Genomic DNA, 20,138 nt, shown 5'->3' with positions numbered 1-20,138 from the left:
CTAGGAGTTCTCCATGACCGAGGCATACATCGTCGACGCCGTCCGGACCCCGATCGGCAAGAAGAAGGGTGGCCTGTCCGGCGTGCACCCCGCAGACCTGGGTGCGCACGTCATCAAGGCGATCGTCAACCGCACCGGCATCGACCCTGCCGGCGTCGACGACGTCGTCTTCGGGTGCGTCGACGCGATCGGCGGCCAGGCGGGCAACATCGCACGGACGGCGTGGCTGTCGGCCGGATATCCGGAGGAGGTTCCGGGTGTGACCGTCGACCGTCAGTGCGGGTCGAGTCAGCAGGCCGTGCACTTCGGCGCGCAGGCGATCCTCAGCGGCACCGCCGACCTCATTCTCGCCGGCGGCGTGCAGAACATGAGCCAGATCCCGATCGCGTCGGCGATGATGGTGGGGCAGCAGTACGGATTCGACACCCCGTTCGGGGGGTCGACGGGGTGGGTGGAGCGCTACGGCGACCAGGAGGTGTCGCAGTTCCGCGGCGCGGAGTTGATCGCGGACAAGTGGGACATCAGCCGGGAGGAACTCGAGCGCTGGGCGTTGCAGAGCCACGAGCGCGCGCGGACGGCGATCGCGGAGGGCCGCTTCGACCGCGAGATCGTCCCGTTCGGGGATGTGACGACGGACGAGGGTCCGCGTGAGACGAGCCTCGAGAAGATGGCGTCGTTGAAGACGCTCACGGAGGGTGGCCGGTTGACGGCCGCAGTCGCGAGCCAGATCTCCGACGGCGCGAGCGCGGTGCTTCTCGCGTCCGCTGAGGCTGTCGAGCGATACGGACTGACTCCGCGTGCCCGCATCCATCACCTCAGTGCCCGCGGCGCGGACCCGATCTTCATGTTGAGTGCACCGATTCCGGCTACGCGCTACGCGTTGGAGAAGACCGGCCTGAGCATCGACGACATCGACCTCGTCGAAATCAACGAGGCCTTCGCCCCGGTGGTGCTCGCATGGATCAAGGAGATCGCGGCCGATCCGGCGAAGGTCAACGTGAACGGCGGCGCGATCGCCCTGGGACATCCGCTGGGCGCGACCGGCACCAAACTGATGGCCACGCTGCTCAACGAACTCGAGCGCACCGGCGGCCGTTACGGTCTGCAGACCATCTGCGAGGGAGGCGGCACCGCCAACGCCACTATCATCGAACGACTGTGAGTACTTATTAACCTTCCATTGTTAAGAAGTACTCACGGGCGCGAAGCGCTACGCTCGAGGGAGAGGTGACGAGTCCGTAAGCGGGGTCGTGATGCACGAACTGGCAATCACCCAGAGCGTCGTCGATGCCGTCTGCGAGAAAGCCGCCGGACGGACCGTTCACAGTGTGCGGGTTCAGGTGGGCGCCCTGACCGCGGTGGTCGCTGATTCGATGCAGTTCTGTTTCGAGTTGGTCACGGAAGGGACTGTGGCGCATGGTGCCCGACTCGACATCGACCACTCCCCGGGCAGCGCGCAGTGCCGCGAGTGCGGCACCACGTTCTCGCTCACCGACCTGGTGTTGCTGTGTCCGTGTGGAAGCGCCGATGTCGAGGTCACCTCGGGCCGGGAATTGCGAATCCTCTCGATGGAAGTGAGCTGAGGCGTATGTGTGCCACCTGCGGATGCGGCGACGACACAGGTACCAGGGTCAGCCGCCCCCACACCCATCAGCACCCGCACGACCACGAGCACCCGCACGACCACGAGCACCCGCACGACCACGAGCACGAGCACGAGCACCAGACGGTCACCCTCGAGCAGAAGGTGCTGGCCAAGAACGACCTGACGGCCGAGCGCAACCGGGCCTGGCTGGCCGAACGGAGCGTCCTCGCGCTGAATATGATGAGTTCCCCCGGGTCCGGGAAGACCACCTTGCTCGAGCGGACCATCGCCGACATCGGCGGACACCGTCCGGTCTCGGTGATCGAGGGAGATCAGGAGACGATGCTCGACGCGAACCGGATCGAGGCGACGGGTTGCGCTGTCGTGCAGGTGAACACGGGGGCGGGGTGTCACCTGGACGCGGAGATGATGCGCGATGCGCTGACGGCGCTCGATCCCGGCCCGAACTCGTTGTTGTTCATCGAGAACGTGGGAAACCTGGTGTGCCCGGCGCTGTTCGACCTCGGGGAGCGGTCCCGGGTGGTGGTGATCTCCGTGACCGAGGGCACCGACAAGCCGCTGAAATATCCGCATATGTTCGCTGCGGCGAATCTGGTGGTGGTCAACAAGTCGGACCTGTTGCCGTACGTCGACTTCGACGTGGATCTCTGCACGAAGTACGCCCGGTCGGTGAACCCCCATCTCGAGGCGATCACCTTGTCCGCGACCACGGGACAGGGCATGCAGCAGTGGTACGACTGGATCGCGGCGCAGTAACGGTCACGGCTGAACTGGCCCGATGTACCTGAGGGCCGTTGACACGCGAACGCCGTGAGGAGCTAAATAGGGAATAGCGTCACACAGGTGGGCCGACGGTCGACCCCGGTGGCGACAGGAGCCGTGTTCGGTTCCGGAAAGCGACCTGCTATGCCGACACAGGAAGCAATCAAAGCCGAGGAAACCCTGATCCACGTCCTGTGGATCAACGCGGGGCTCAGCTGCGACGGGGATTCGGTGGCCTTGACCGCTGCCACTCAGCCCAGTGTCGAGGAAATCGCTCTCGGTGCTCTGCCGGGCCTGCCGAAGGTGGCCGTGCACTGGCCGCTGATCGACTTCGAATGTGGGCCCGAGGGTGGCGCCGACGACTTCATCGAGTGGTTCTGGAAGGCCGACCGCGGCGAACTGGAACCTTTCGTACTGGTCGTCGAGGGGTCGATCCCCAATGAGCAACTTCACGACGAGGGGTACTGGTGCGGTTTCGGCAACAACCCGGAGACCGGTCAGCCCGTCACGACGAGTGAGTGGCTCGACAAGCTGGCTCCCAAAGCGACGGCAATCGTGGCTGCCGGTACGTGCGCGACGTACGGCGGTATCCACGCGATGGCCGGCAACCCGACGGGAGCGATGGGCGTCCCCGATTACCTCGGCTGGGATTGGAAATCGAAGGCGGGCATTCCGATCGTGTGTGTACCGGGTTGCCCGATCCAGCCGGACAATCTGTCCGAGACGTTGACCTATCTGCTGTACATGGCCACCGATCAGGCGCCGATGATTCCGCTCGACGACGCGCTGCGTCCGCAGTGGCTGTTCGGAAGCACGGTTCACGAGGGCTGTGACCGGGCCGGGTACTACGAGCAGGGTGACTTCGCCACCGAGTACGGCTCACCCAAGTGCATCGTCAAGCTCGGCTGCTGGGGCCCCGTCGTCAAATGCAACGTCCCCAAGCGTGGGTGGATCAACGGTGTGGGCGGTTGCCCGAACGTGGGCGGGATCTGCATCGGTTGCACGATGCCGGGATTCCCGGACAAGTTCATGCCTTTCATGGACGAGCCGCCCGGCGGAAGACTGTCCACGACCGCATCCGGTCTGTACGGCTCCGCGATCCGCAGTCTGCGCAGAATCACCAAGAACACCTTGGACAAAGAGCCGCAGTGGCGTAGCCGCGGCACGAAACTGACCACAGGCGCCACTCGCACCTGGTAGCCCAGCTCGGGCCTCTGAGAGGTACGTCGATGACAACGATCATTCCGGATCCTTCGCACAAGACGGAAACCGATGGCTTGGTGGAGATGGCGTGGGATCCGATCACACGCATCGTCGGCAGCCTGGGTATCTATACGAAGATCGACTTCAAGCAGAAGGAAGTCGTGGAGTGCCACAGCACGTCCTCGATTTTCCGTGGCTATTCGATCTTCATGAAAGGAAAGGATCCGCGCGACGCCCATTTCATCACCAGCCGCATCTGCGGTATCTGCGGTGACAACCACGCCACCTGTTCGTGTTATTGCCAGAACATGGCGTACGGCGTGCAGCCGCCGCACATCGGCGAATGGATCGTCAATCTCGGTGAAGCCGCGGAATACATGTTCGACCACAACATCTTCCAGGAAAATCTGGTCGGTGTGGACTTCTGCGAGAAGATGGTCTCGGAGACGAACCCCGGGGTGCTCGCGCAGGCGGAGAACACTCCGGCGCCGCACGCCGGCGACCACGGCTACCGGACCATCGCCGACATAATGCGATCGCTCAACCCGTTCACCGGCGAGTTCTACCGCGAGGCGCTGCAAGTCAGCCGCTGGACGCGGGAAATGTTCTGCCTCATGGAAGGACGGCACGTCCACCCGTCGACGCTGTATCCGGGAGGTGTGGGCACGTCGGCGACCGTCCAGTTGATGACCGACTACATGTCCCGCCTGATGCGCTACGTCGAATTCATGAAGAAGGTCGTCCCCATGCACGACGACCTGTTCGATTTCTTCTACGAGGCCATCCCGGGATACGAGAACGTCGGACTCCGTCGCACTCTGCTCGGCTGCTGGGGCTCGTTCCAGGATCCGGCGGTGTGCAACTTCGAGTACAAGGACATGGAGAACTGGGGCCGGTCCATGTTCGTCACTCCGGGTATCGTGGTGGACGGCAAACTGGTGACGACCTCCCTCGTGGACATCAACCTCGGTATCCGCATCCTTCTGGGCAGCTCGTACTACGACGACTGGACCGACCAGGAAATGTTCGTCGAGAAGGACCCACTGGGTAACACGGTCGATCGCCGGCATCCCTGGAACCAGCACACCAACCCGCATCCGCAGAAGCGGGACATGGACGAGAAGTACAGCTGGGTGATGTCGCCGCGGTGGTACGACGGCAAGGACTATCTCGCCCTCGACACCGGTGGTGGTCCGCTCGCCCGACTCTGGAGTACGGCTCTCGCGCAGTTGGTGGATATCGGATACGTGCAGTCGACGGGCCACAGCGTGAAGATCAACCTGCCGAAGACGGCGCTGAAGGGCCCGGTCGAACTGGAGTGGAACATTCCGCGGCACGGCAGTAACACCCTCGAACGCAATCGTGCGAGGACCTACTTCCAGGCATACGCTGCGGCATGTGCCCTGCATTTCGCCGAGAAGGCGCTGGCCGAGATTCGGGCCGGGCACACCAAGACGTGGGAGAAGTTCGACGTCCCCGACGAGGGAATCGGATGCGGCTTCACGGAGGCTGTGCGCGGAGTTCTATCGCACCACATGGTAATTCGGGACGGTAAGATCGCGAACTACCATCCGTACCCCCCGACACCGTGGAACGCGAATCCCCGGGACAGTTACGGAACACCGGGCCCCTACGAAGATGCGGTGCAGAAGTCGCCCATCTTCGAGGAGAACGACCGGGACCACTTCAAAGGCATCGACATCATGCGGACCGTCCGCAGTTTCGATCCGTGCCTGCCCTGTGGTGTCCACATGTATCTGGGAGAGGGAAAGACACTGGAGAAGCTGCATTCGCCCACCCAGTCCGTGACCGGCGAGTGACGAGGCAGGCATGGAGGAGGCTGGAGTAGACGGCCCCGATCGCTGGCGGACCGCCGGCGAAAGGATCGACGCCCTCCTGGACGCCAGTTCGGCGGGCGGCGCGGTTGCCCGCGAACGCGCCGAGCAGCTTGTCCGGGAGGTCGTCGAACTGTACGGCGCGGGCCTGGAGCGGATGCTCGAGATCGTCGGTGAGCAGGACGGCGCATTGGTCGACCGGCTCGCCGCCGACGAACTCGTCGCCAGTTTGCTGTTGGTCAACGGTCTGCATCCCCACGACGTCGAGACGAGGGTGGCCACCGCGCTGGACAGTGTGCGTCCGTATCTGGGTTCACATGGCGGTGACGTCGAATTGCTCGGTGTCACAGACGGAGTGGTGCAACTGCGCCTCACGGGCAGTTGTCAGAGCTGCCCGTCTTCGGCGGTGACCTTGGAACTCGCTGTCAAGGACGCCGTGTATTCCGCCGCACCCGAGACGGTCGACATCGAAGTGGTCGGCGCGAAACCTGAGGCTGGGTCCGGGTTGATCGCCACGGAGTCGTTGTTCTCGCACGTTCATGCTCATGAGTCGGGAACCGGAACGTGGGTATCGGCGCCCGACATCGCGGACCTCGCGTCGGGGGAGGTCGGCGGTTTCTCGCTCGCGGGGTTGCCGGTGCTGGTGTGCCGGATCGGGGAGCAGCTGTTCGCGTTCCGTGACCGCTGCGCGGCGTGCACCAATTCACTGGCCGGGGCCACCCTGCAGCGGCGAGCAGGCGGCAAGGTCGGCGACGCCGTGCTCCGGTGTCCCACGTGCCGCGCGCATTTCGATCCCCGGGGCGCAGGAAAGCGGCTCGACGGTGACCCCGAGGCCGAACCACTGGCTCCACTGCCGGTTCTGGTCCGTGACGGCGTGATCTCCGTGGCGGTACCGGCCGCGGAGGTGGCGTGATGGGCGCGTCCGGAAAAGGATTGAGGATTCTGCAGCGAATCGCCTCCCAACGTCCGCAAACCGTGGAAGGCGAACGGTGCGACATGTGTGCCGTCCCGATCGCCGACGCCCACCAGCACGTAGTGAACGTGTCGGAGAGACACCTGATGTGCGTGTGCCGCGGATGTTATCTGCTGTTCACCGACGACACGGCGGAGCTGCGTTTCCGCGCGGTACCCGACCGCTACCTGTCGTTCCCGAACTTTGCGCTGGCACCGGGGCGCTGGGACGAACTCGAGATTCCCGTAGGGCTCGCGTTCGTGTTCCGGAACTCCGCCCTGGGCAGGACGATCGCGTTCTATCCCGGGCCGGCCGGCGCCACCGAGTCGGAACTTCCACTCGCCGCCTGGGACGACGTGCTCGCCGCCAACCCGGCGTTCACCCAGCTGTCGGCCGATACCGAAGCGCTGCTGTTGCGAGTGCCCGAGCACGGCGGCGAGGCCGAGTGTTTTCTCGTCCCGATCGACGCCTGCTACCAATTGGTGGGTGAACTTCGCCGGTTGTGGCGAGGATTCGACGGTGGCCAGGATGCCCGCCGCGCCATCGATACTTTCTTCGACACTGTACGGTCCCGGAGCCGCGTCGCGAAGGAGCCGTCGTGACGGAGCTGTCGTTCGACGTCGTGGAGGTGTTTCCCGAACCGTATGCCGTCGTCCCCAATCTCACTGCCCGCCTTCGGGTGGCGGAGACGACGGGTGCCGTGGTGCATGCCATGGCCCTCCGGTGTCAAGTGCGGCTCGACCCACAGCGCCGTCGGTACACCGACCGGGAGGCCGAAGGGCTGCTCGACCTGTTCGGCCCGCGTGCGCGGTGGACAGCAACGTTGAAGCCTTTCCAGTGGATGGAAACCAGCACTGTCGCCCAGGGGTTCACCGGGTCGACCGTGGTGGACCTTCCGCTTCCGTGTACCTACGACTTCGAGGTGACGGCGTCGAAGTACCTGCACGCACTCGAAGCCGCAGATTCACCGATCCCGTTGATGTTCCTGTTCAGCGGCACCGTCTTCACCCGGGGCGTTGCCGGGTTCGGTGTCGAGCGAATTCCCTGGGACCGGGAGGCCACCTACGAACTTCCGGTGACCGTCTGGCGGGACCTCGTCCAGGCGCATTATCCGAACACGGGCTGGCTGCGCCTCGACCAGGACACGCTGGCGGCGCTCGCGCGGTACAAATCGGCGCACGGCCTGATCGGGTTGGATGTTGCCGTCTCGGATCTGCTGCAGGGAGCCGGGGAGGTGATCGCATGATCTCCCCGGCGTCCCTGCAGCGCGTGCGCGCCGTTGCCGACGCGGTGCTCTACGAGGGTTACCTGCTCTATCCGTATCGTGCGAGTTCGTCGAAGAACCAGTCACGATGGCAGTTCGGTGTCGTGGGGCCACCGGGCGCAGCGGATGCAGGTGTCGGCGAGGAATCGACGATGTCCTTTTCGACGTTGTTGCGGGCGGACGACAACGCGGCGGTCGGCATCACCCTCCGATTCCTGCAGCTGCAGGTGCGGTGCGTCGAACGGGCAACCGATGAGGCGGGCACCGAATTCGCCCGCGTCGACGAATTGGCCGTCGACGGGACCAGCTGGCTCAGCTGGGACGAGGCGGTGGAACGTGAGTTCGACTTAGGGGCAGTGAGTCTCGCCGAATGCGGTGGTGGCCGACGTCTCGACGTCCACATCGACGGGGGTTCCGAGGTGGAGGAGCTGCGGAGAGCGGATGGGTCTCTCGCCGGTCGAGTGGTGCGTACCCGGTGGCCTGCAGACGCCGTCGTGACGGTGGACTGCGAGAACAGTGACGGGTTCACCCGGCTTCGGCTCGAGGTGGAGAACGTCACTACCGGCGACATCGGCCTGGACCGGGACGGCGCCATCCGCCACTCGTTGATCGGCGCGCATATGATCCTCGCGGCAGAGGGCACGGACTTCGTGTCGCTACTCGAACCCCCGGCCGAGGCCGAACACCTGGCGTCCGCGTGTACACAGCACCGGTGCTATCCCGTCCTCGCCGGGTTGCCGGGGGAAACCGACCTCGTGCTGGCGTCACCGATCATCTTGTACGACCACCCGGAGATTGCGGAGCAGAGCGACGGCGCCCTGTTCGATGCCACCGAGATCGACGAAATCCTTACTCTCCGCGTCATGACTCTCACCGAGGACGAGAAGCGTCAGGCCCGGGCCACCGACCCGCTCGCGGCGCGGATCATCGACCGCTGCGACGAGATGTCGCCGTCGACGCTCGCGCAGATGCACGGCATCCTGCGGGATCCGCACCTTCCGGACATGGGACTCGTCCCGGAACTGACCGACGACGTGCCGTGGTGGGACCCGGAGGCGGATACCGCGGTCCGGCCCGACGTCGACGGGGTGCTCGTCGACGGCGTGCGGGTAGCCAACGGAAGCGTGGTGCGGCTCCACCCGTCGCGCCGCGCCGACGCCCAGGATTTGTTCTTCGCCGGGCAACTCGCCCGGGTCGTCACCGTCCACGCCGACGTGGACGGTGACACGCACATCGGCGTCGTGTTGCAGGACGACCCGGCGTCGGACATGCACGAGTGGTACGGACGGTATCTGTACTTCGCCCCCGATGAGGTGGAGCCCATATCGACGGACACCGGAAAGGATGAACAGTCATGAAGATTCTCGGAGAGGTCACCACGGCGGCGTTGGCGATCCTGGCGGTCGCCGGAGTGGTGGCAGCGGTCGTCTCGCTACCCGACATCAAGCGGTATATGCGTATCCGGCAGATGTGAGTGCCCCATGACGGTGGACAGGCGAGTTCTTGTTGCCGGGGTGGGCAATATCTTCTTCGGAGACGACGGGTTCGGCCCCGAAGTGCTGCGCGCAGTCGCGTCCAGGCCGTTGCCGCCAGGTGTCCGCGCTGTCGATTTCGGCATCCGGGGAACCCATCTGGCGTACGAACTGCTCGACGGGTGGGGCGCGCTCCTCCTTGTCGACGCGGTTCCGAACCGAGGTGCCCCCGGCGCGCTCAGTGCCGTCGAAGTGCAGCCCGACTCCATTCCGGACGCCCCTCTCGACGCACACAGCATGGACCCCGCTGCCGTCTTCGCCAGCCTGCAGGCGTTGGGCGGCACCCTGCCGCGGACCGTGGTGCTCGGGTGTCAGGTCGAGAACACGGAGGAGGGCATCGGACTGTCGATACCTGTCCAGGCCGCCGTGGAGCCGGCCGTCGAGGCGGTGCTGGACGTGGTGAAGCAGCTGCTCGACGCCGGTGCCGCTCTGCAAGCGGAGGGAAAGGAGAGCTGAATCATGTGTCTCGGTATCCCCGGTCGCGTTGTGGGCATGCTCGAGGGTTACGGCAACCAGTTGGCCCTCGTCGATGTGGTCGGCGAGGAGCGGCGCGTCAACATCGGCATGCTCGACGACGACGTGCACCTGGAGCCCGGTGACTGGATCGTGATCCACATGGGGTTCGCCATGGAGAAGGTCGACGAAGCCGGTGCCGAGAGGGCGATGGCCGGACTGGAGATGATGGGGCGATCGCGGACGGCAGACGACGACCAGGCATGAACAGGGTCCTCTGGTCCGGTCACGGGATCAGTGTCTCGTCGCTGCGCGGACCCTTCAGAATGACAGGGACTCCCTCGTACGCGTGCAGCGTCACCGGGAAGCTGTGGAGTTCGTCGACGGTCCCGACGAGTTCGTCGGTGAAGAGGTTGTACGCGGACGCACCGGCGGGTAGATGCTGCGATTGGACCGTTGCGGTGATCTCCTCGGAGGTGAAGTTCAAGACCGTCACCTGGGTGCTCATGTCAGCGAGTTGGTGCACCATGACCAGCAATCCCTTGTGAGAGACCGTCGGGACATCGATCTGCACGGCTGTCGCAATTCCGAAGCGATTTCGAACCTCGATGATGCGGGACAGCTTGCAGGCGAACGACTCCGGATTCCGTAGCTGCTCGGGCAGGGTGCCGTAGAGGCTGGTGGCCCGCGGAATCCCGGACTCCGATCGGGTGGCCTCCGGGTTGACGCCCATGAGGTCGTGGGCGCCGCGGTTGATCCACCTCGTGTCGCCCTCGCGGACGAGGTCGGCTACGTCGTCGACGGGTACCGGGAGCAGCCCGCACAGATCCCAGCCGGACAAGGCGAACACCCCGGGTTGAAGGGCGTTGTACATCGCGAGGAGGAGATGCGCGCGTTCGACCATGGCGACGTCGTCGGCCGTCATCCGGTCGAGGTCCCGGATTCCGAGCGTCGCCGTGATGACACTGGCTGTGGTGCAGGCAATTCCGTTGGTGGTGAAGGTGCGGTTGTACGGCGCCCAACGCCCAGTGAGACGTTCGCACAAGTCTTTACGGATGCGGTCACCGAGGTGGGAACCCTTGATCGGCTCACCGCCGTAGACGAATTCGTCGTCCTTATGGAGGGTGGCGAAGTGCACCAGCTCGAACGTCAACTCGTCGTGGTTTTGCAGAGCATGGACGAGGGATGCGGTATCCACGCCGTGATCGCGCGCCAGATTCATGGTCAAGCGAAGAAATTCGGTGTTGCCCATGACTAGGGCATGGTGATAAGCGGGCCGGTTGATGAAGTCGTACGACAGGTCCGCGCCGCTGGTGCCCATCTCCTTGATGTCGTCGATGGTGAGGTTCAACTCCTGGAAGGTGAAGCCGCCCATCTTGCGGACGATGCTCGCGATCAGATGGTTGGCCGCTTCCGACAGTGGATGTCCTTCCGACCACCCCGGTCCTTCCGTTCGCCGTTCGACACCGAGGAAGCCGTTGGCGTCGAGTCGCAGGGCCCCCGCCCCGAGGTCGGCCAGTGAATGGCACGCATCTCCGATGACCAGGCGCATACCCGCGAAGGATGGATCGAGCCAGTTGATGGACGGCTGACCCGCCTTGAAATAGTGCAGATAGACCCAGCGCCGGTCGACGCCGTCTACTCCCGTGACGACGGGGGTGACGCTCCAGTTGGTCTCCTTGACACCGAGTTCGTAGAAGATCACGCGCTGGAGTTGGCCGATGATGTAGCCAGCACGCGCTAACTGGGCCTCGGTCTCGGCGTCGATGTTGATCGAGTCCCGGCCCTCCGGCACACGGGGGAGTAGGTGCCAGTCCGGGGGTTCGATCTCGACCATGTGGTAGATACCCGGATAGTCCGCATACGCCATCTCCGCCAAACGGAAATCCGCGCCCTTGCCGGTGTGGCCCGGGACGATGTCGTCGATGACGGTGCCGTCATACGCTGCGGCGACGACGCAGAGGCGACGGAACTCTTCCTCGGTGCCGAAGGCGGCATCGATCTGCATACTGATTCTGTCGAAGTGACCGTCCACCGACGGGGTGGACTGCCAGCCGTTGATGCCGCCGGCCTGCTTGACGGGCCCGGTATGGACTGCGGTCACGCCGATCTGCGAAAAGGCCTGCCACAGGGCCTCGTCGCCGAGTGAGGCCAGGAAACTGGCACCGGGAGCTGTGATGATCGATATGGGGTACGCGGTGAACCAGACGGGTGCACGCTCGACAGCCGCGCGCGGATTCGGGTCCGCGTACGGGTTCTGCCACATGCTGCCCTTACCGGACAGCTGCTCGGCGATCTGAGTTGCGTCATGGAGGATGGACTGCTTGATGAGCCAATCCACGTAGGCGGGATTCGACGGGTGCGCGTCACCGGACTGGGTGTCCACCCGCGGGCTACGCCGGACGGACGGACGTAGAGGTCGTGGTCGTGCTGGGTAGAACTGCTCGTCGTAACTGACTTCACTGGGCTCGTGATGGACCTCAGGGTTCATGTTCCTCCGTCTGTTTCTCGGTAACCGGGTACCCGTCGATAGTGACGCACAATCGACGTTCTCGGTCCGAGTCACGTTCGAGGACGGAAGCCCTGACCCGGTATTGCCTCGATATCAGTGGGCGTGTCCGGAGGGGAAGTGGACCGACCCGTCACTGCCTACGCAACCTCCCTGGACCGGTCCGCTGCCGAAGAAGACACTGTTGGACTGGCCGATGCTGTTCGGGGGAGCCGTTCCCACTCCACCGCCGGTGACCCCGATGGTCCCGCAGGAATAACTGTGCTGATCGTGCGAGCGGACATTCAGTTGCGTGCCGGGAGTGGCGGGGTCTCCGTGAAGGGTAGGTCCCGCCGATGCGACGCCGGTGCCGAGCGCGACCGTGATCGCAGCCGCCGCAATAACCGTGCGCAGTACAAAACCGTTCATCTCTAGCTTCACCTCTGGTCCGATTGTGGCCGGCTTCCCCTGACCGGTTCGACGATGCCGGGCTCCCCCGCTCTGTGTTCCGTTTCGATAGAACAATCATCATCCGAAACGCGTCCGGAATCATCCGCCCATCAGCACGAAAGCTGAGGCTGGATTCGAACTCGGCTGTGCAAGCGGCACGGTTACTTGGTGCCGAAGATCCGGTCGCCCGCGTCCCCGATGCCGGGCAGGATGTAGCCGTGCTCGTCGAGCTGCCGGTCGACGGCGGCGGTGTAGATCGGGACGTCGGGATGAGCATTCTGCAGGACGGCAATACCTTCGGGACAGGTGACCAGGCAGACGAACTTGATGGTTTTGGGGCTGCATTCCTTCAGCCGCTCCACCGCCGCCACGGCGGAGTTGCCGGTGGCCAGCAACGGGTCGACGATCACCACGTCGCGCTCGTGCAGATCGCCGGGCATCTTGAAGTAGTACTCCACTGCGACGAGTGTCTTGGGATCGCGGTACAGACCGATATGGCCGACGCGCGCGCCCGGCACAATCGTCAGCATCCCGTCGAGAATTCCGGTGCCTGCGCGGAGGATGGAGACGAACACCAGCTTCTTGCCGTCGATGACCTTGCCGGTGGTGACTTCCATCGGTGTCTCGATGTCGATGTCCTGCATCGGGATGTCGCGCAGGACCTCGTAGGTCATCAACGCGGAGATCTCGTTGGCCAGTCGTCGAAAGCTGTTGGTGGAGGCATCCTTACGGCGCATCATCGTGAGCTTGTGCTGTACCAGAGGGTGATCGATCACGTGCACTGTTCCCATGTATCCGTCCCCGTTTCGCTCTAGAAGACCGTGCCGTCGCTGACGATGGACAGCGGTGGCAGCCCACCTCTCGCCCGCTGAGAGAGAGCGCGGCCTGCGGCCCAGGTGCCGCCCTCCAGGACGCAGGCCAGCGGAAGCCGTGCGGCGTCCACGCCGAGCCGTCCGCGCACCAGCGGCGCCAGTTCGTCGAGGAGCGCGACCGTCAGCGCACGCCACTCGACCACCATTTCGTCGCCCGCCTTCCAGGGGCGTGCGGCCCAGTTCGGGTCGTCCAGGCGTATAACGCCGGTGTCCAGGAGTAGACCGCCGTTGCGGTATTCGGGCAGGCCGGTCAGGGCATCCAGCCCGATGACCCGCACGCCTGCCCACTCGAAGGGCTCCAGCAGCGAGTAGGTCAGCCACTGCGACAGCTTGTGGAACGGAATCCAGCCTCGGGTCAGGCCCGGCCCGACCACCGCCTCGTGGCGCCAGCAGTCGCCCAGGGGCTGACCGCCGATAACGTTGTCTGCAGGCCAGATGCCCGACAGCGACGTCAGAACGTGGGAAAGAATGTCGTGGGCCGCCACTGACGACGTGGCCGAGCCGTGCGGCTCTGTCAGCAGGTCGAACAGGCCACCCGGCCGCCCGTGCGGGCCGAACACCGCGGGTTGTGCGGCGAGTGCGTCGCCCAGCCGGCGCAGCAGGAGCACCCGGCCTTCGAGGCCTACCAGCGGCTTGGACGGGCCGACCTGAAAGAACTCGGCCAGCCGGTTGGTGTCCAGGCTCCGTAGTGCGGCCGCATCGACCTGCAGCGGGTGTTCCGCGTCGCTCGAGAACAGGCCACCGACGAACGCGTGCCAGCTGGCGACACCCAGTCCCTCGGAACGGGCGAACCGCTGCCCGCCGGGCTCCTCGTCGTAATGCCAGTCGGGACCCGCCCCGGCATCGAGCAGCACGCTGACCACGGCCAGATCGATCATCGCGCGGGCGCGGGCCTGCACGTCCAGCCTAGCCAGCCGGGCATCGAGGTCAGCCTTGCGGTCGACGCCGCCGGCCTCGAAATGCCGCCAGCGACTGTGGTAGGGAATCGCGAGGTCCGGATAGCGCGCACGGGTCACGTCGACCACCTCGGCCGCGGCAGTCTGCAAGGCGTCGTCGTGAACGCTGAACCAGTGCGAGCCGCCCTCGCGCGCGCGGCGCAGCAGCTGCCCTGAGCGTTCCCGCACAGCGGTCGTGGTGCGCAGCGCCGCGGCCGCGCCCTCGGCCCGCCCGGTGTCGACGTCGGGACCGACGCCGAGCATGCTCATTCGTCCAGCTCCCGGCCCTTGACCTTCGTCAGTTCGTCGGCGCTCGGCACCACGCCCGGCGTGAAGTAACCGGCCGCCATCTTGGCGTCGATTTCTACCCGCGCGTCGGCCGGGATCAGCTCGTCGGGCAGGTCCACCCGTTCCCCGACCTCGATGCCCGAGCCCGTGATGGCGTCGTACTTCATGTTGCTCATCGAAACCAGGCGGTGAATTTTGCGCACCCCCAGCCAGTGCAGCACGTCGGGCATCATCTCCTGGAAGCGCATGTCCTGCACGCCGGCGACACATTCGGTGCGGGCGAAGTACTGGTCCGCGGTGTCGCCGCCCACCTGACGTTTGCGGGCGTTGTAGACCAGGAACTTGGTCACTTCACCCAGCGCGCGACCCTCCTTGCGGGAGTAGGACACCAAGCCGACCCCGCCGTGTTGCGCACCCTGGATGCATTCCTCGATCGCATGCGTCAGGTACGGGCGGCAGGTACAGATGTCGGAGCCGAAGACGTCGGAGCCGTTGCATTCGTCGTGCACGCGCGCCGTCAGCTCCACCGCAGGATCGGCCAGATCGCGTGGGTCGCCGAAGATGTACACGGTCTGCCCACCGATCGGCGGCAGGAACACCTCGAGATCCGAGCGGGTCACGAGTTCGGGGTACATGCCCCCGGTCTCCTCGAACAGCACGCGTCGCAGATCCGACTCGCTGCAGTGGAAGCGCTCCGCCACACCCGGCAGGTGCCAGACAGGTTCGATCGCCACCTTGCTGACCAGCGCAGCACCGTTGGACATCAGGAAACGGCCGTCCGGGCGGAGGCGGCCTTTCTGTATGGCATCCATGATCTCCGGCAGCATGACGTGTGCCTTGGTCACGGCGATGCTGGGGCGGATGTCGTGGCCGGCGGCCAACTCGGCCGCGAATACCTCCGCCACCATGGCGCCCCACGGGTCGAGGCTCACGATTTTGCCGGGCTCGCTCCACTGCGGATACGGGCCGATGATGTTGGTAGGCGCGGTGTTCGTGAGGTCGGCCTTGTGGTGGCGCGACAGCGCGCCCGCCGCGACCGCCAGCGCCCGGTAGATGCTGTAGGAGCCGCTGTGCGTGCCGACCACGTTGCGGTGGGCGCGATTGGTGGTGGTGCCGACCACCGGTCCGCGCTCGGCAGCCGTGGGAGCGCCCCATCGAATCGGCAGGGACCCGACGCCGCCGCTGTGCGACGTCAATCGGATGTGCCCGCTGGCGGTTTCGGGCGTGGCAGGCGACGGTGTGGTGGGGACGACTTCAGCGGACATGGCGTTCCTCCGTAACGACGGCCCGGCGACGAGGCACGCCTCCGGAACGTATCTCCCGCGCCCGGACGCTGCCGGCCACCGGAGACGCAAGCATAGCTATTTGCAGCGACTATCGCGTGGCGTGCATGTCCGCCGGGTCTGTCGTTCAGGCTGGAGTGGTGAGCACTGGGCAACTGCGGTGCGGCGTGGCACGATCGAGCAGGTGACCAGCAGACCCGCCTCAGCGCAGCACCTGCAGGACCTTGCACGTCTGCGCCGTGTTCGCGACCGGATCGACAGGGAGTACGCGCAGCCGCTGGACGTCGAGGCGCTCGCCCGCGGCGTGAACATGTCGGCGGGGCACCTCAGCCGCCAGTTCCGGCTGGCCTATGGCGAGTCGCCGTATTCCTATTTGATGACGCGGCGTATCGAACGCGCGATGGCGCTGCTGCGTCGTGGCGACCTCAGTGTCACCGAGGTGTGTTTCGCGGTCGGCTGTTCCTCGCTGGGTACCTTCAGCACCCGCTTCACCGAGCTGGTCGGTGTTCCGCCGAGCGTCTATCGCCGCGAGGCGGAGCAAGCGACGGCGGGGATGCCGTCGTGCGTGGTGAAACAGGTGACCAGACCGATCAGGAATCGAGAAGCGTCGGCACCCGAGCCACAGCTAACGTGACTGCGGCATCGAGTAGATGCTCGCGCACGACGCTGACGGAGACCGCGAGGGGCGGCCCGCGGAACCGAGGGGAGACACGATGAGCACGGCGACGAGGACGGACAGGGCGGGGCGAGCGCAGCGAGGGGACAACTCAAAGTCGCCGGCGCAGCATCGTGCCGACAGCCACGATCTGATCCGCGTGCAGGGTGCGCGGGTGAACAACCTTCAGAACATCAGCGTCGAAATCCCGAAACGCAGGCTGACGGTGTTCACCGGTGTGTCCGGCTCCGGCAAGAGTTCCCTGGTGTTCAGTACGATCGCCGCGGAGTCGCAGCGGATGATCAACGAGACCTACAGCGCCTTCGTTCAGGGCTTCATGCCGACGCTTGCCCGGCCCGACGTCGATGTACTCGACGGGCTGACGACCGCGATCATCGTGGACCAGCAGCGGATGGGCGTCGACCCCCGCTCCACCGTCGGCACCGCCACCGACGCCAATGCGATGCTCCGAATCCTGTTCAGCCGGCTCGGAAAGCCGCACATCGGCTCGCCCCAGGCGTACTCGTTCAACGTCGCCTCGATCTCGGGTGCGGGCGCGGTCACCATCGAGCGCGGTGGCCAGCAGACGAAGGAACGGCGCAGTTTCAGCATCACCGGCGGCATGTGTCCGCGCTGCGAGGGCAGGGGCTCGGTCACCGACTTCGACCTGTCCGCTCTCTACGACGACAGCAAGTCGCTCAACGAGGGTGCGCTCACGATCCCCGGCTACAGCATGGAGGGCTGGTACGGCCGCATCTACCGCGGCTGCGGGTATTTCGACCCCGACAAGCCGATCCGTAAGTACACCAAGAAGGAACTGCACGACCTGCTCCACCGGGAGCCGACCAAAATCAAGGTCGAGGGCATCAACCTGACGTACACGGGACTGATCCCGCAGATACAGAAGTCGTTCCTGTCCAAGGACGTCGACGCGATGCAGCCGCACATCCGCGCGTTCGTCGAGCGGGCGATCACGTTCACCACCTGCCCCGACTGCGACGGCACCCGCCTCAGTGCGGCCGCGCGATCGTCGAAGATCAAGGGCATCAACATCGCCGACGCGTGCGCGATGCAGATCAGCGACCTCGCGGTGTGGGTGCGCGGTGTGAAGGAACCGTCGATGGCGCCCCTGTTGGAGAAGTTGGGCGCAACCCTCGACTCGTTCGTCGAGATCGGGCTGGGCTACCTGAGCCTCGACCGGCCGTCCGGCACGTTGTCGGGCGGTGAAGCGCAGCGTACCAAAATGATTCGCCACCTCGGGTCCTCGCTGACCGACGTCACCTACGTCTTCGACGAGCCCACCACAGGCCTGCACCCGCACGACATCGACCGAATGAACGACCTGCTGCTGCGTCTGCGGGACAAGGGCAACACGGTGCTCGTCGTGGAGCACAAGCCGGAGACGATCGTGATCGCCGATCACATCGTCGACCTCGGCCCTGGCGCCGGTACCGCCGGTGGGCACGTCTGCTTCGAGGGCACCGTCGAGGGCCTGCGAGCCAGCGACACCATCACCGGCCGTCATTTCGATGACCGGGCCGTGCTGAAGCAAGCGGTGCGCACCTTCACCGACTCGCTCGAAATTCGTGGTGCGAACGCCCACAATCTGAAGAACGTCGACGTCGACGTACCGCTCGGCGTGCTGGTCGTGGTGACCGGTGTCGCCGGGTCGGGGAAGAGCTCACTGATCCACGGCTCGCTGGCCAAGCGGGACGGCGTGGTGTCGGTGGACCAGGGCGCCATCCGCGGCTCGAGGCGCAGCAACCCGGCGACGTACACCGGATTGCTCGATCCGATCCGCAAGGCCTTCGCGAAGGCCAACGGAGTCAAGCCTGCATTGTTCAGCGCCAACTCCGAGGGCGCCTGCCCCACCTGCAACGGCGCCGGTGTCATCTTCACCGACCTGGCGATGATGGCCGGTGTCGCCACCACCTGCGAGGAGTGCGAGGGGAAGCGGTTCCAGGCTGCGGTGCTCGACTACCACCTCGGTGGCCGCGACATCAGTGAAGTGCTCGCAATGTCCGTGGCCGAGGCCGAGGAATTCTTCGGCGACGGGGAGGCGAAGAACCCGGCCGCGCACAAGATCCTCGTCCGGCTCGCCGACGTCGGGCTCGGTTACCTGGCGCTCGGCCAGCCGCTCACGACGCTGTCGGGCGGCGAGCGGCAACGACTCAAGTTGGCTACCCACCTGGCGGAGAAGGGTGGTGTGTACGTCCTCGACGAGCCGACCGCCGGCCTCCACCTCGCGGACGTCGAGCAGTTGCTCGGCCTGCTCGACCGGCTGGTCGACTCCGGCAAGTCGGTCATCGTCATCGAGCACCACCAAGCAGTGATGGCGCACGCCGACTGGATCATCGACCTCGGCCCCGGCGCCGGTCACGATGGCGGCACGATCGTTTTCGAAGGCACGCCGACCGATCTGGTCGCCGCCCGCTCCACACTGACCGGCGAGCACCTCGCGGCCTACGTCGGCTCCTGACCGAGTTATGCGGAACACCGACAGGCGGGGATGTCTCATTCCCGCCTGTCGGAGCCGTATCCGACGTCTATCCTGTGACCTAACTGTGAGGTCGGTCACCGTTTTCGCGTGACAGTTGGTGTCGATTGGTGCATACGGGACTGGTGTTCCGACAAAATTTCGTGAATCGGCGTTGGCCAGGACATGCTTGTCAAATCGACGCGCCGTAACCTGTCGAACGCGTAGTAGCCTGTGACGAAACCGTGATCAATTCGTTACCGGTTACCCCGCTCGACAGAGGAATCTGGTTTGTCTCGACACCGGAAAATCGACCCAGCACCGCGCGCCCTACGGCGCCGCCACCTGAAGACCGTTCGCGGCCGACTGATAGCAGTCCCGCTTGCCGCCAGTGCATTGCTCGTGGCCGGGAGCACGATCGCGTCCGCGACCACCGGCGATGTGGCCGTCGGCATCGCGCCTACCGCTGCGGAGGCGGGCGTGTCGCTCTCGATGGCACCCCAGGTCTTGCAGTTCCCGCGTACGGAACTCACCGACTTCACCGACGAGCTGCAGCAGGCAACCCAGCGTGAGGTCGAGCGGATCGAGCGGGCGAGGGCCGAGGCCGAGCGGCTTGCCCGCGAGGCCGCCGAACGAGCTGCCGCTGAGGAAGCCGCGCGTCGACCGGGTGTCGTCTTCCCGACCGACGGTACTTTCACGTCGGGCTTCGGCCCGCGGTGGGGCACGAACCACAACGGCATCGATATCGCCAACTCCATCGGCACCCCGATCAAGGCCGTCACCAACGGCACGGTGATCGAGTCGGGTCCGGCGTCAGGATTCGGGCAGTGGGTCCGTCTGAAGCAGGACGACGGCACCATCGGCGTGTACGGCCACATCGACAGGTCCCTCGTATCGGTCGGGCAGCAGGTCCGCGCGGGCGATCACATCGCCACCATGGGCAACCGCGGTCAGTCGACCGGACCTCACCTGCACTACGAGGTGTGGACGGCCAACGGCGCCAAGATCGATCCCGTCGGCTGGTTCAGCTCGCGCGGAGTGTCCGTTCCCGGACACGGCGGCTGAGACACGCGTATACAGACGT

20 protein-coding genes are annotated in these 20,138 nt (G+C 65.4%); 15 read left to right on the top strand and 5 right to left on the bottom strand.

Going from position 1 to position 20,138, the window contains the following annotated elements:
• The first annotated feature begins 13 nt into the window (after positions 1-13).
• From ACH49N_RS07430 to ACH49N_RS07375, 12 genes are all read left to right on the top strand, one after another.
• On the top strand, positions 14-1,162 hold the full coding sequence (locus ACH49N_RS07430) for an acetyl-CoA C-acetyltransferase (protein WP_358271377.1): 1,149 nt from the start codon (positions 14-16) through the stop codon (positions 1,160-1,162).
• A 91-nt stretch (positions 1,163-1,253) separates the two neighbouring features.
• Positions 1,254-1,583, top strand: coding sequence for a hydrogenase maturation nickel metallochaperone HypA (gene hypA / locus ACH49N_RS07425; RefSeq protein WP_109326702.1), 330 nt, complete (start codon positions 1,254-1,256; stop codon positions 1,581-1,583).
• Between the two features lie 5 nt (positions 1,584-1,588).
• Positions 1,589-2,362: a hydrogenase nickel incorporation protein HypB gene (gene hypB / locus ACH49N_RS07420; protein WP_358271374.1), complete on the top strand. Its 774-nt coding sequence runs from the start codon at positions 1,589-1,591 to the stop codon at positions 2,360-2,362.
• A gap of 150 nt (positions 2,363-2,512) precedes the next feature.
• Positions 2,513-3,568 carry a hydrogenase expression protein HypE gene (locus ACH49N_RS07415; RefSeq protein WP_159919128.1) on the top strand — a complete coding sequence of 352 codons (1,056 nt, stop codon included), beginning with the start codon at positions 2,513-2,515 and terminating at the stop codon, positions 3,566-3,568.
• 29 nt (positions 3,569-3,597) lie between these two features.
• The gene (locus ACH49N_RS07410) at positions 3,598-5,391 is read left to right on the top strand and encodes a nickel-dependent hydrogenase large subunit (protein WP_159919129.1); all 1,794 of its coding nucleotides are present in this window, start codon (positions 3,598-3,600) and stop codon (positions 5,389-5,391) included.
• Positions 5,392-5,401: 10 nt separating this feature from the next.
• A complete protein-coding gene (locus ACH49N_RS07405; protein ID WP_250772983.1) occupies positions 5,402-6,319 on the top strand; it encodes a NifU family protein in 918 nt (305 codons plus the stop codon).
• Positions 6,319-6,960, top strand: coding sequence for a DUF5947 family protein (locus ACH49N_RS07400; protein WP_358271371.1), 642 nt, complete (start codon positions 6,319-6,321; stop codon positions 6,958-6,960). Before ACH49N_RS07405 ends, ACH49N_RS07400 begins: the two co-directional genes overlap by 1 nt.
• Positions 6,957-7,604: a DUF6084 family protein gene (locus ACH49N_RS07395; RefSeq protein WP_358271369.1), complete on the top strand. Its 648-nt coding sequence runs from the start codon at positions 6,957-6,959 to the stop codon at positions 7,602-7,604. Before ACH49N_RS07400 ends, ACH49N_RS07395 begins: the two co-directional genes overlap by 4 nt.
• A complete protein-coding gene (locus ACH49N_RS07390; protein WP_358271368.1) occupies positions 7,601-8,980 on the top strand; it encodes a hypothetical protein in 1,380 nt (459 codons plus the stop codon). Before ACH49N_RS07395 ends, ACH49N_RS07390 begins: the two co-directional genes overlap by 4 nt.
• Positions 8,977-9,096 (top strand): DUF6893 family small protein, encoded by a 120-nt coding sequence (locus ACH49N_RS07385; RefSeq protein ID WP_374434400.1) that lies wholly within the window; start codon positions 8,977-8,979, stop codon positions 9,094-9,096. Before ACH49N_RS07390 ends, ACH49N_RS07385 begins: the two co-directional genes overlap by 4 nt.
• Positions 9,097-9,103: 7 nt before the next feature.
• Entirely contained in the window at positions 9,104-9,610 is a 507-nt protein-coding gene (locus tag ACH49N_RS07380) for a hydrogenase maturation protease (protein WP_358271366.1), read from the top strand.
• A 3-nt stretch (positions 9,611-9,613) separates the two neighbouring features.
• Positions 9,614-9,874: a HypC/HybG/HupF family hydrogenase formation chaperone gene (locus ACH49N_RS07375; protein WP_358271365.1), complete on the top strand. Its 261-nt coding sequence runs from the start codon at positions 9,614-9,616 to the stop codon at positions 9,872-9,874.
• A gap of 19 nt (positions 9,875-9,893) precedes the next feature.
• On the opposite strand, the gene treS is transcribed toward ACH49N_RS07375, so the two are convergent.
• From treS to ACH49N_RS07350, 5 genes are all read right to left on the bottom strand, one after another.
• Positions 9,894-12,098, bottom strand: coding sequence for a maltose alpha-D-glucosyltransferase (gene treS / locus ACH49N_RS07370; protein WP_358271363.1), 2,205 nt, complete (start codon positions 12,096-12,098; stop codon positions 9,894-9,896).
• 114 nt (positions 12,099-12,212) lie between these two features.
• Positions 12,213-12,524, bottom strand: coding sequence for a hypothetical protein (locus ACH49N_RS07365; RefSeq protein WP_159919137.1), 312 nt, complete (start codon positions 12,522-12,524; stop codon positions 12,213-12,215).
• Between the two features lie 182 nt (positions 12,525-12,706).
• Entirely contained in the window at positions 12,707-13,336 is a 630-nt protein-coding gene (gene upp, locus ACH49N_RS07360) for a uracil phosphoribosyltransferase (RefSeq protein WP_250772998.1), read from the bottom strand.
• 20 nt (positions 13,337-13,356) lie between these two features.
• A complete protein-coding gene (locus tag ACH49N_RS07355; RefSeq protein WP_358271361.1) occupies positions 13,357-14,622 on the bottom strand; it encodes a URC4/urg3 family protein in 1,266 nt (421 codons plus the stop codon).
• Positions 14,619-15,905 carry a GTP cyclohydrolase II gene (locus ACH49N_RS07350; protein ID WP_358271359.1) on the bottom strand — a complete coding sequence of 429 codons (1,287 nt, stop codon included), beginning with the start codon at positions 15,903-15,905 and terminating at the stop codon, positions 14,619-14,621. The genes ACH49N_RS07355 and ACH49N_RS07350 overlap by 4 nt, the downstream gene beginning before the upstream one ends.
• A gap of 202 nt (positions 15,906-16,107) precedes the next feature.
• Here ACH49N_RS07350 and ACH49N_RS07345 point away from each other — a divergent pair, with 202 nt between their 5' ends.
• From ACH49N_RS07345 to ACH49N_RS07335, 3 genes are all read left to right on the top strand, one after another.
• A complete protein-coding gene (locus ACH49N_RS07345) occupies positions 16,108-16,557 on the top strand; it encodes a helix-turn-helix transcriptional regulator (protein WP_358271441.1) in 450 nt (149 codons plus the stop codon).
• A gap of 79 nt (positions 16,558-16,636) precedes the next feature.
• Complete coding sequence (locus ACH49N_RS07340; protein WP_358271357.1) at positions 16,637-19,057, top strand: excinuclease ABC subunit UvrA; 2,421 nt, start codon at positions 16,637-16,639, stop codon at positions 19,055-19,057.
• A 363-nt stretch (positions 19,058-19,420) separates the two neighbouring features.
• On the top strand, positions 19,421-20,119 hold the full coding sequence (locus tag ACH49N_RS07335; RefSeq protein ID WP_317768561.1) for a M23 family metallopeptidase: 699 nt from the start codon (positions 19,421-19,423) through the stop codon (positions 20,117-20,119).
• Positions 20,120-20,138 lie beyond the last annotated feature (19 nt).

The sequence above is a fragment of the Rhodococcus sp. NPDC019647 genome, assembly GCF_044389235.1.
GTDB classification, from domain to species: domain Bacteria; phylum Actinomycetota; class Actinomycetes; order Mycobacteriales; family Mycobacteriaceae; genus Rhodococcus_F; species Rhodococcus_F oxybenzonivorans.
This window is presented reverse-complemented; position numbering and strand designations above follow the sequence as displayed.

What these genes read in the sequence shown, in the direction of transcription:
- ACH49N_RS07400 (WP_358271371.1), top strand. Translation starts at nt 6,319, where the DNA reads ATGGGCGCGTCCGGAAAAGGATTGAGGATTCTGCAGCGAATCGCCTCC.
- ACH49N_RS07365 (WP_159919137.1), bottom strand. Translation starts at nt 12,524, where the DNA reads ATGAACGGTTTTGTACTGCGCACGGTTATTGCGGCGGCTGCGATCACG.
- ACH49N_RS07410 (WP_159919129.1), top strand. Translation starts at nt 3,598, where the DNA reads ATGACAACGATCATTCCGGATCCTTCGCACAAGACGGAAACCGATGGC.
- ACH49N_RS07415 (WP_159919128.1), top strand. Translation starts at nt 2,513, where the DNA reads ATGCCGACACAGGAAGCAATCAAAGCCGAGGAAACCCTGATCCACGTC.
- ACH49N_RS07340 (WP_358271357.1), top strand. Translation starts at nt 16,637, where the DNA reads ATGAGCACGGCGACGAGGACGGACAGGGCGGGGCGAGCGCAGCGAGGG.
- treS (WP_358271363.1), bottom strand. Translation starts at nt 12,098, where the DNA reads ATGAACCCTGAGGTCCATCACGAGCCCAGTGAAGTCAGTTACGACGAG.
- hypA (WP_109326702.1), top strand. Translation starts at nt 1,254, where the DNA reads ATGCACGAACTGGCAATCACCCAGAGCGTCGTCGATGCCGTCTGCGAG.
- hypB (WP_358271374.1), top strand. Translation starts at nt 1,589, where the DNA reads ATGTGTGCCACCTGCGGATGCGGCGACGACACAGGTACCAGGGTCAGC.
- ACH49N_RS07390 (WP_358271368.1), top strand. Translation starts at nt 7,601, where the DNA reads ATGATCTCCCCGGCGTCCCTGCAGCGCGTGCGCGCCGTTGCCGACGCG.
- ACH49N_RS07355 (WP_358271361.1), bottom strand. Translation starts at nt 14,622, where the DNA reads ATGAGCATGCTCGGCGTCGGTCCCGACGTCGACACCGGGCGGGCCGAG.
- ACH49N_RS07375 (WP_358271365.1), top strand. Translation starts at nt 9,614, where the DNA reads ATGTGTCTCGGTATCCCCGGTCGCGTTGTGGGCATGCTCGAGGGTTAC.
- ACH49N_RS07350 (WP_358271359.1), bottom strand. Translation starts at nt 15,905, where the DNA reads ATGTCCGCTGAAGTCGTCCCCACCACACCGTCGCCTGCCACGCCCGAA.
- ACH49N_RS07405 (WP_250772983.1), top strand. Translation starts at nt 5,402, where the DNA reads ATGGAGGAGGCTGGAGTAGACGGCCCCGATCGCTGGCGGACCGCCGGC.
- ACH49N_RS07380 (WP_358271366.1), top strand. Translation starts at nt 9,104, where the DNA reads ATGACGGTGGACAGGCGAGTTCTTGTTGCCGGGGTGGGCAATATCTTC.
- ACH49N_RS07430 (WP_358271377.1), top strand. Translation starts at nt 14, where the DNA reads ATGACCGAGGCATACATCGTCGACGCCGTCCGGACCCCGATCGGCAAG.
- ACH49N_RS07385 (WP_374434400.1), top strand. Translation starts at nt 8,977, where the DNA reads ATGAAGATTCTCGGAGAGGTCACCACGGCGGCGTTGGCGATCCTGGCG.
- upp (WP_250772998.1), bottom strand. Translation starts at nt 13,336, where the DNA reads ATGGGAACAGTGCACGTGATCGATCACCCTCTGGTACAGCACAAGCTC.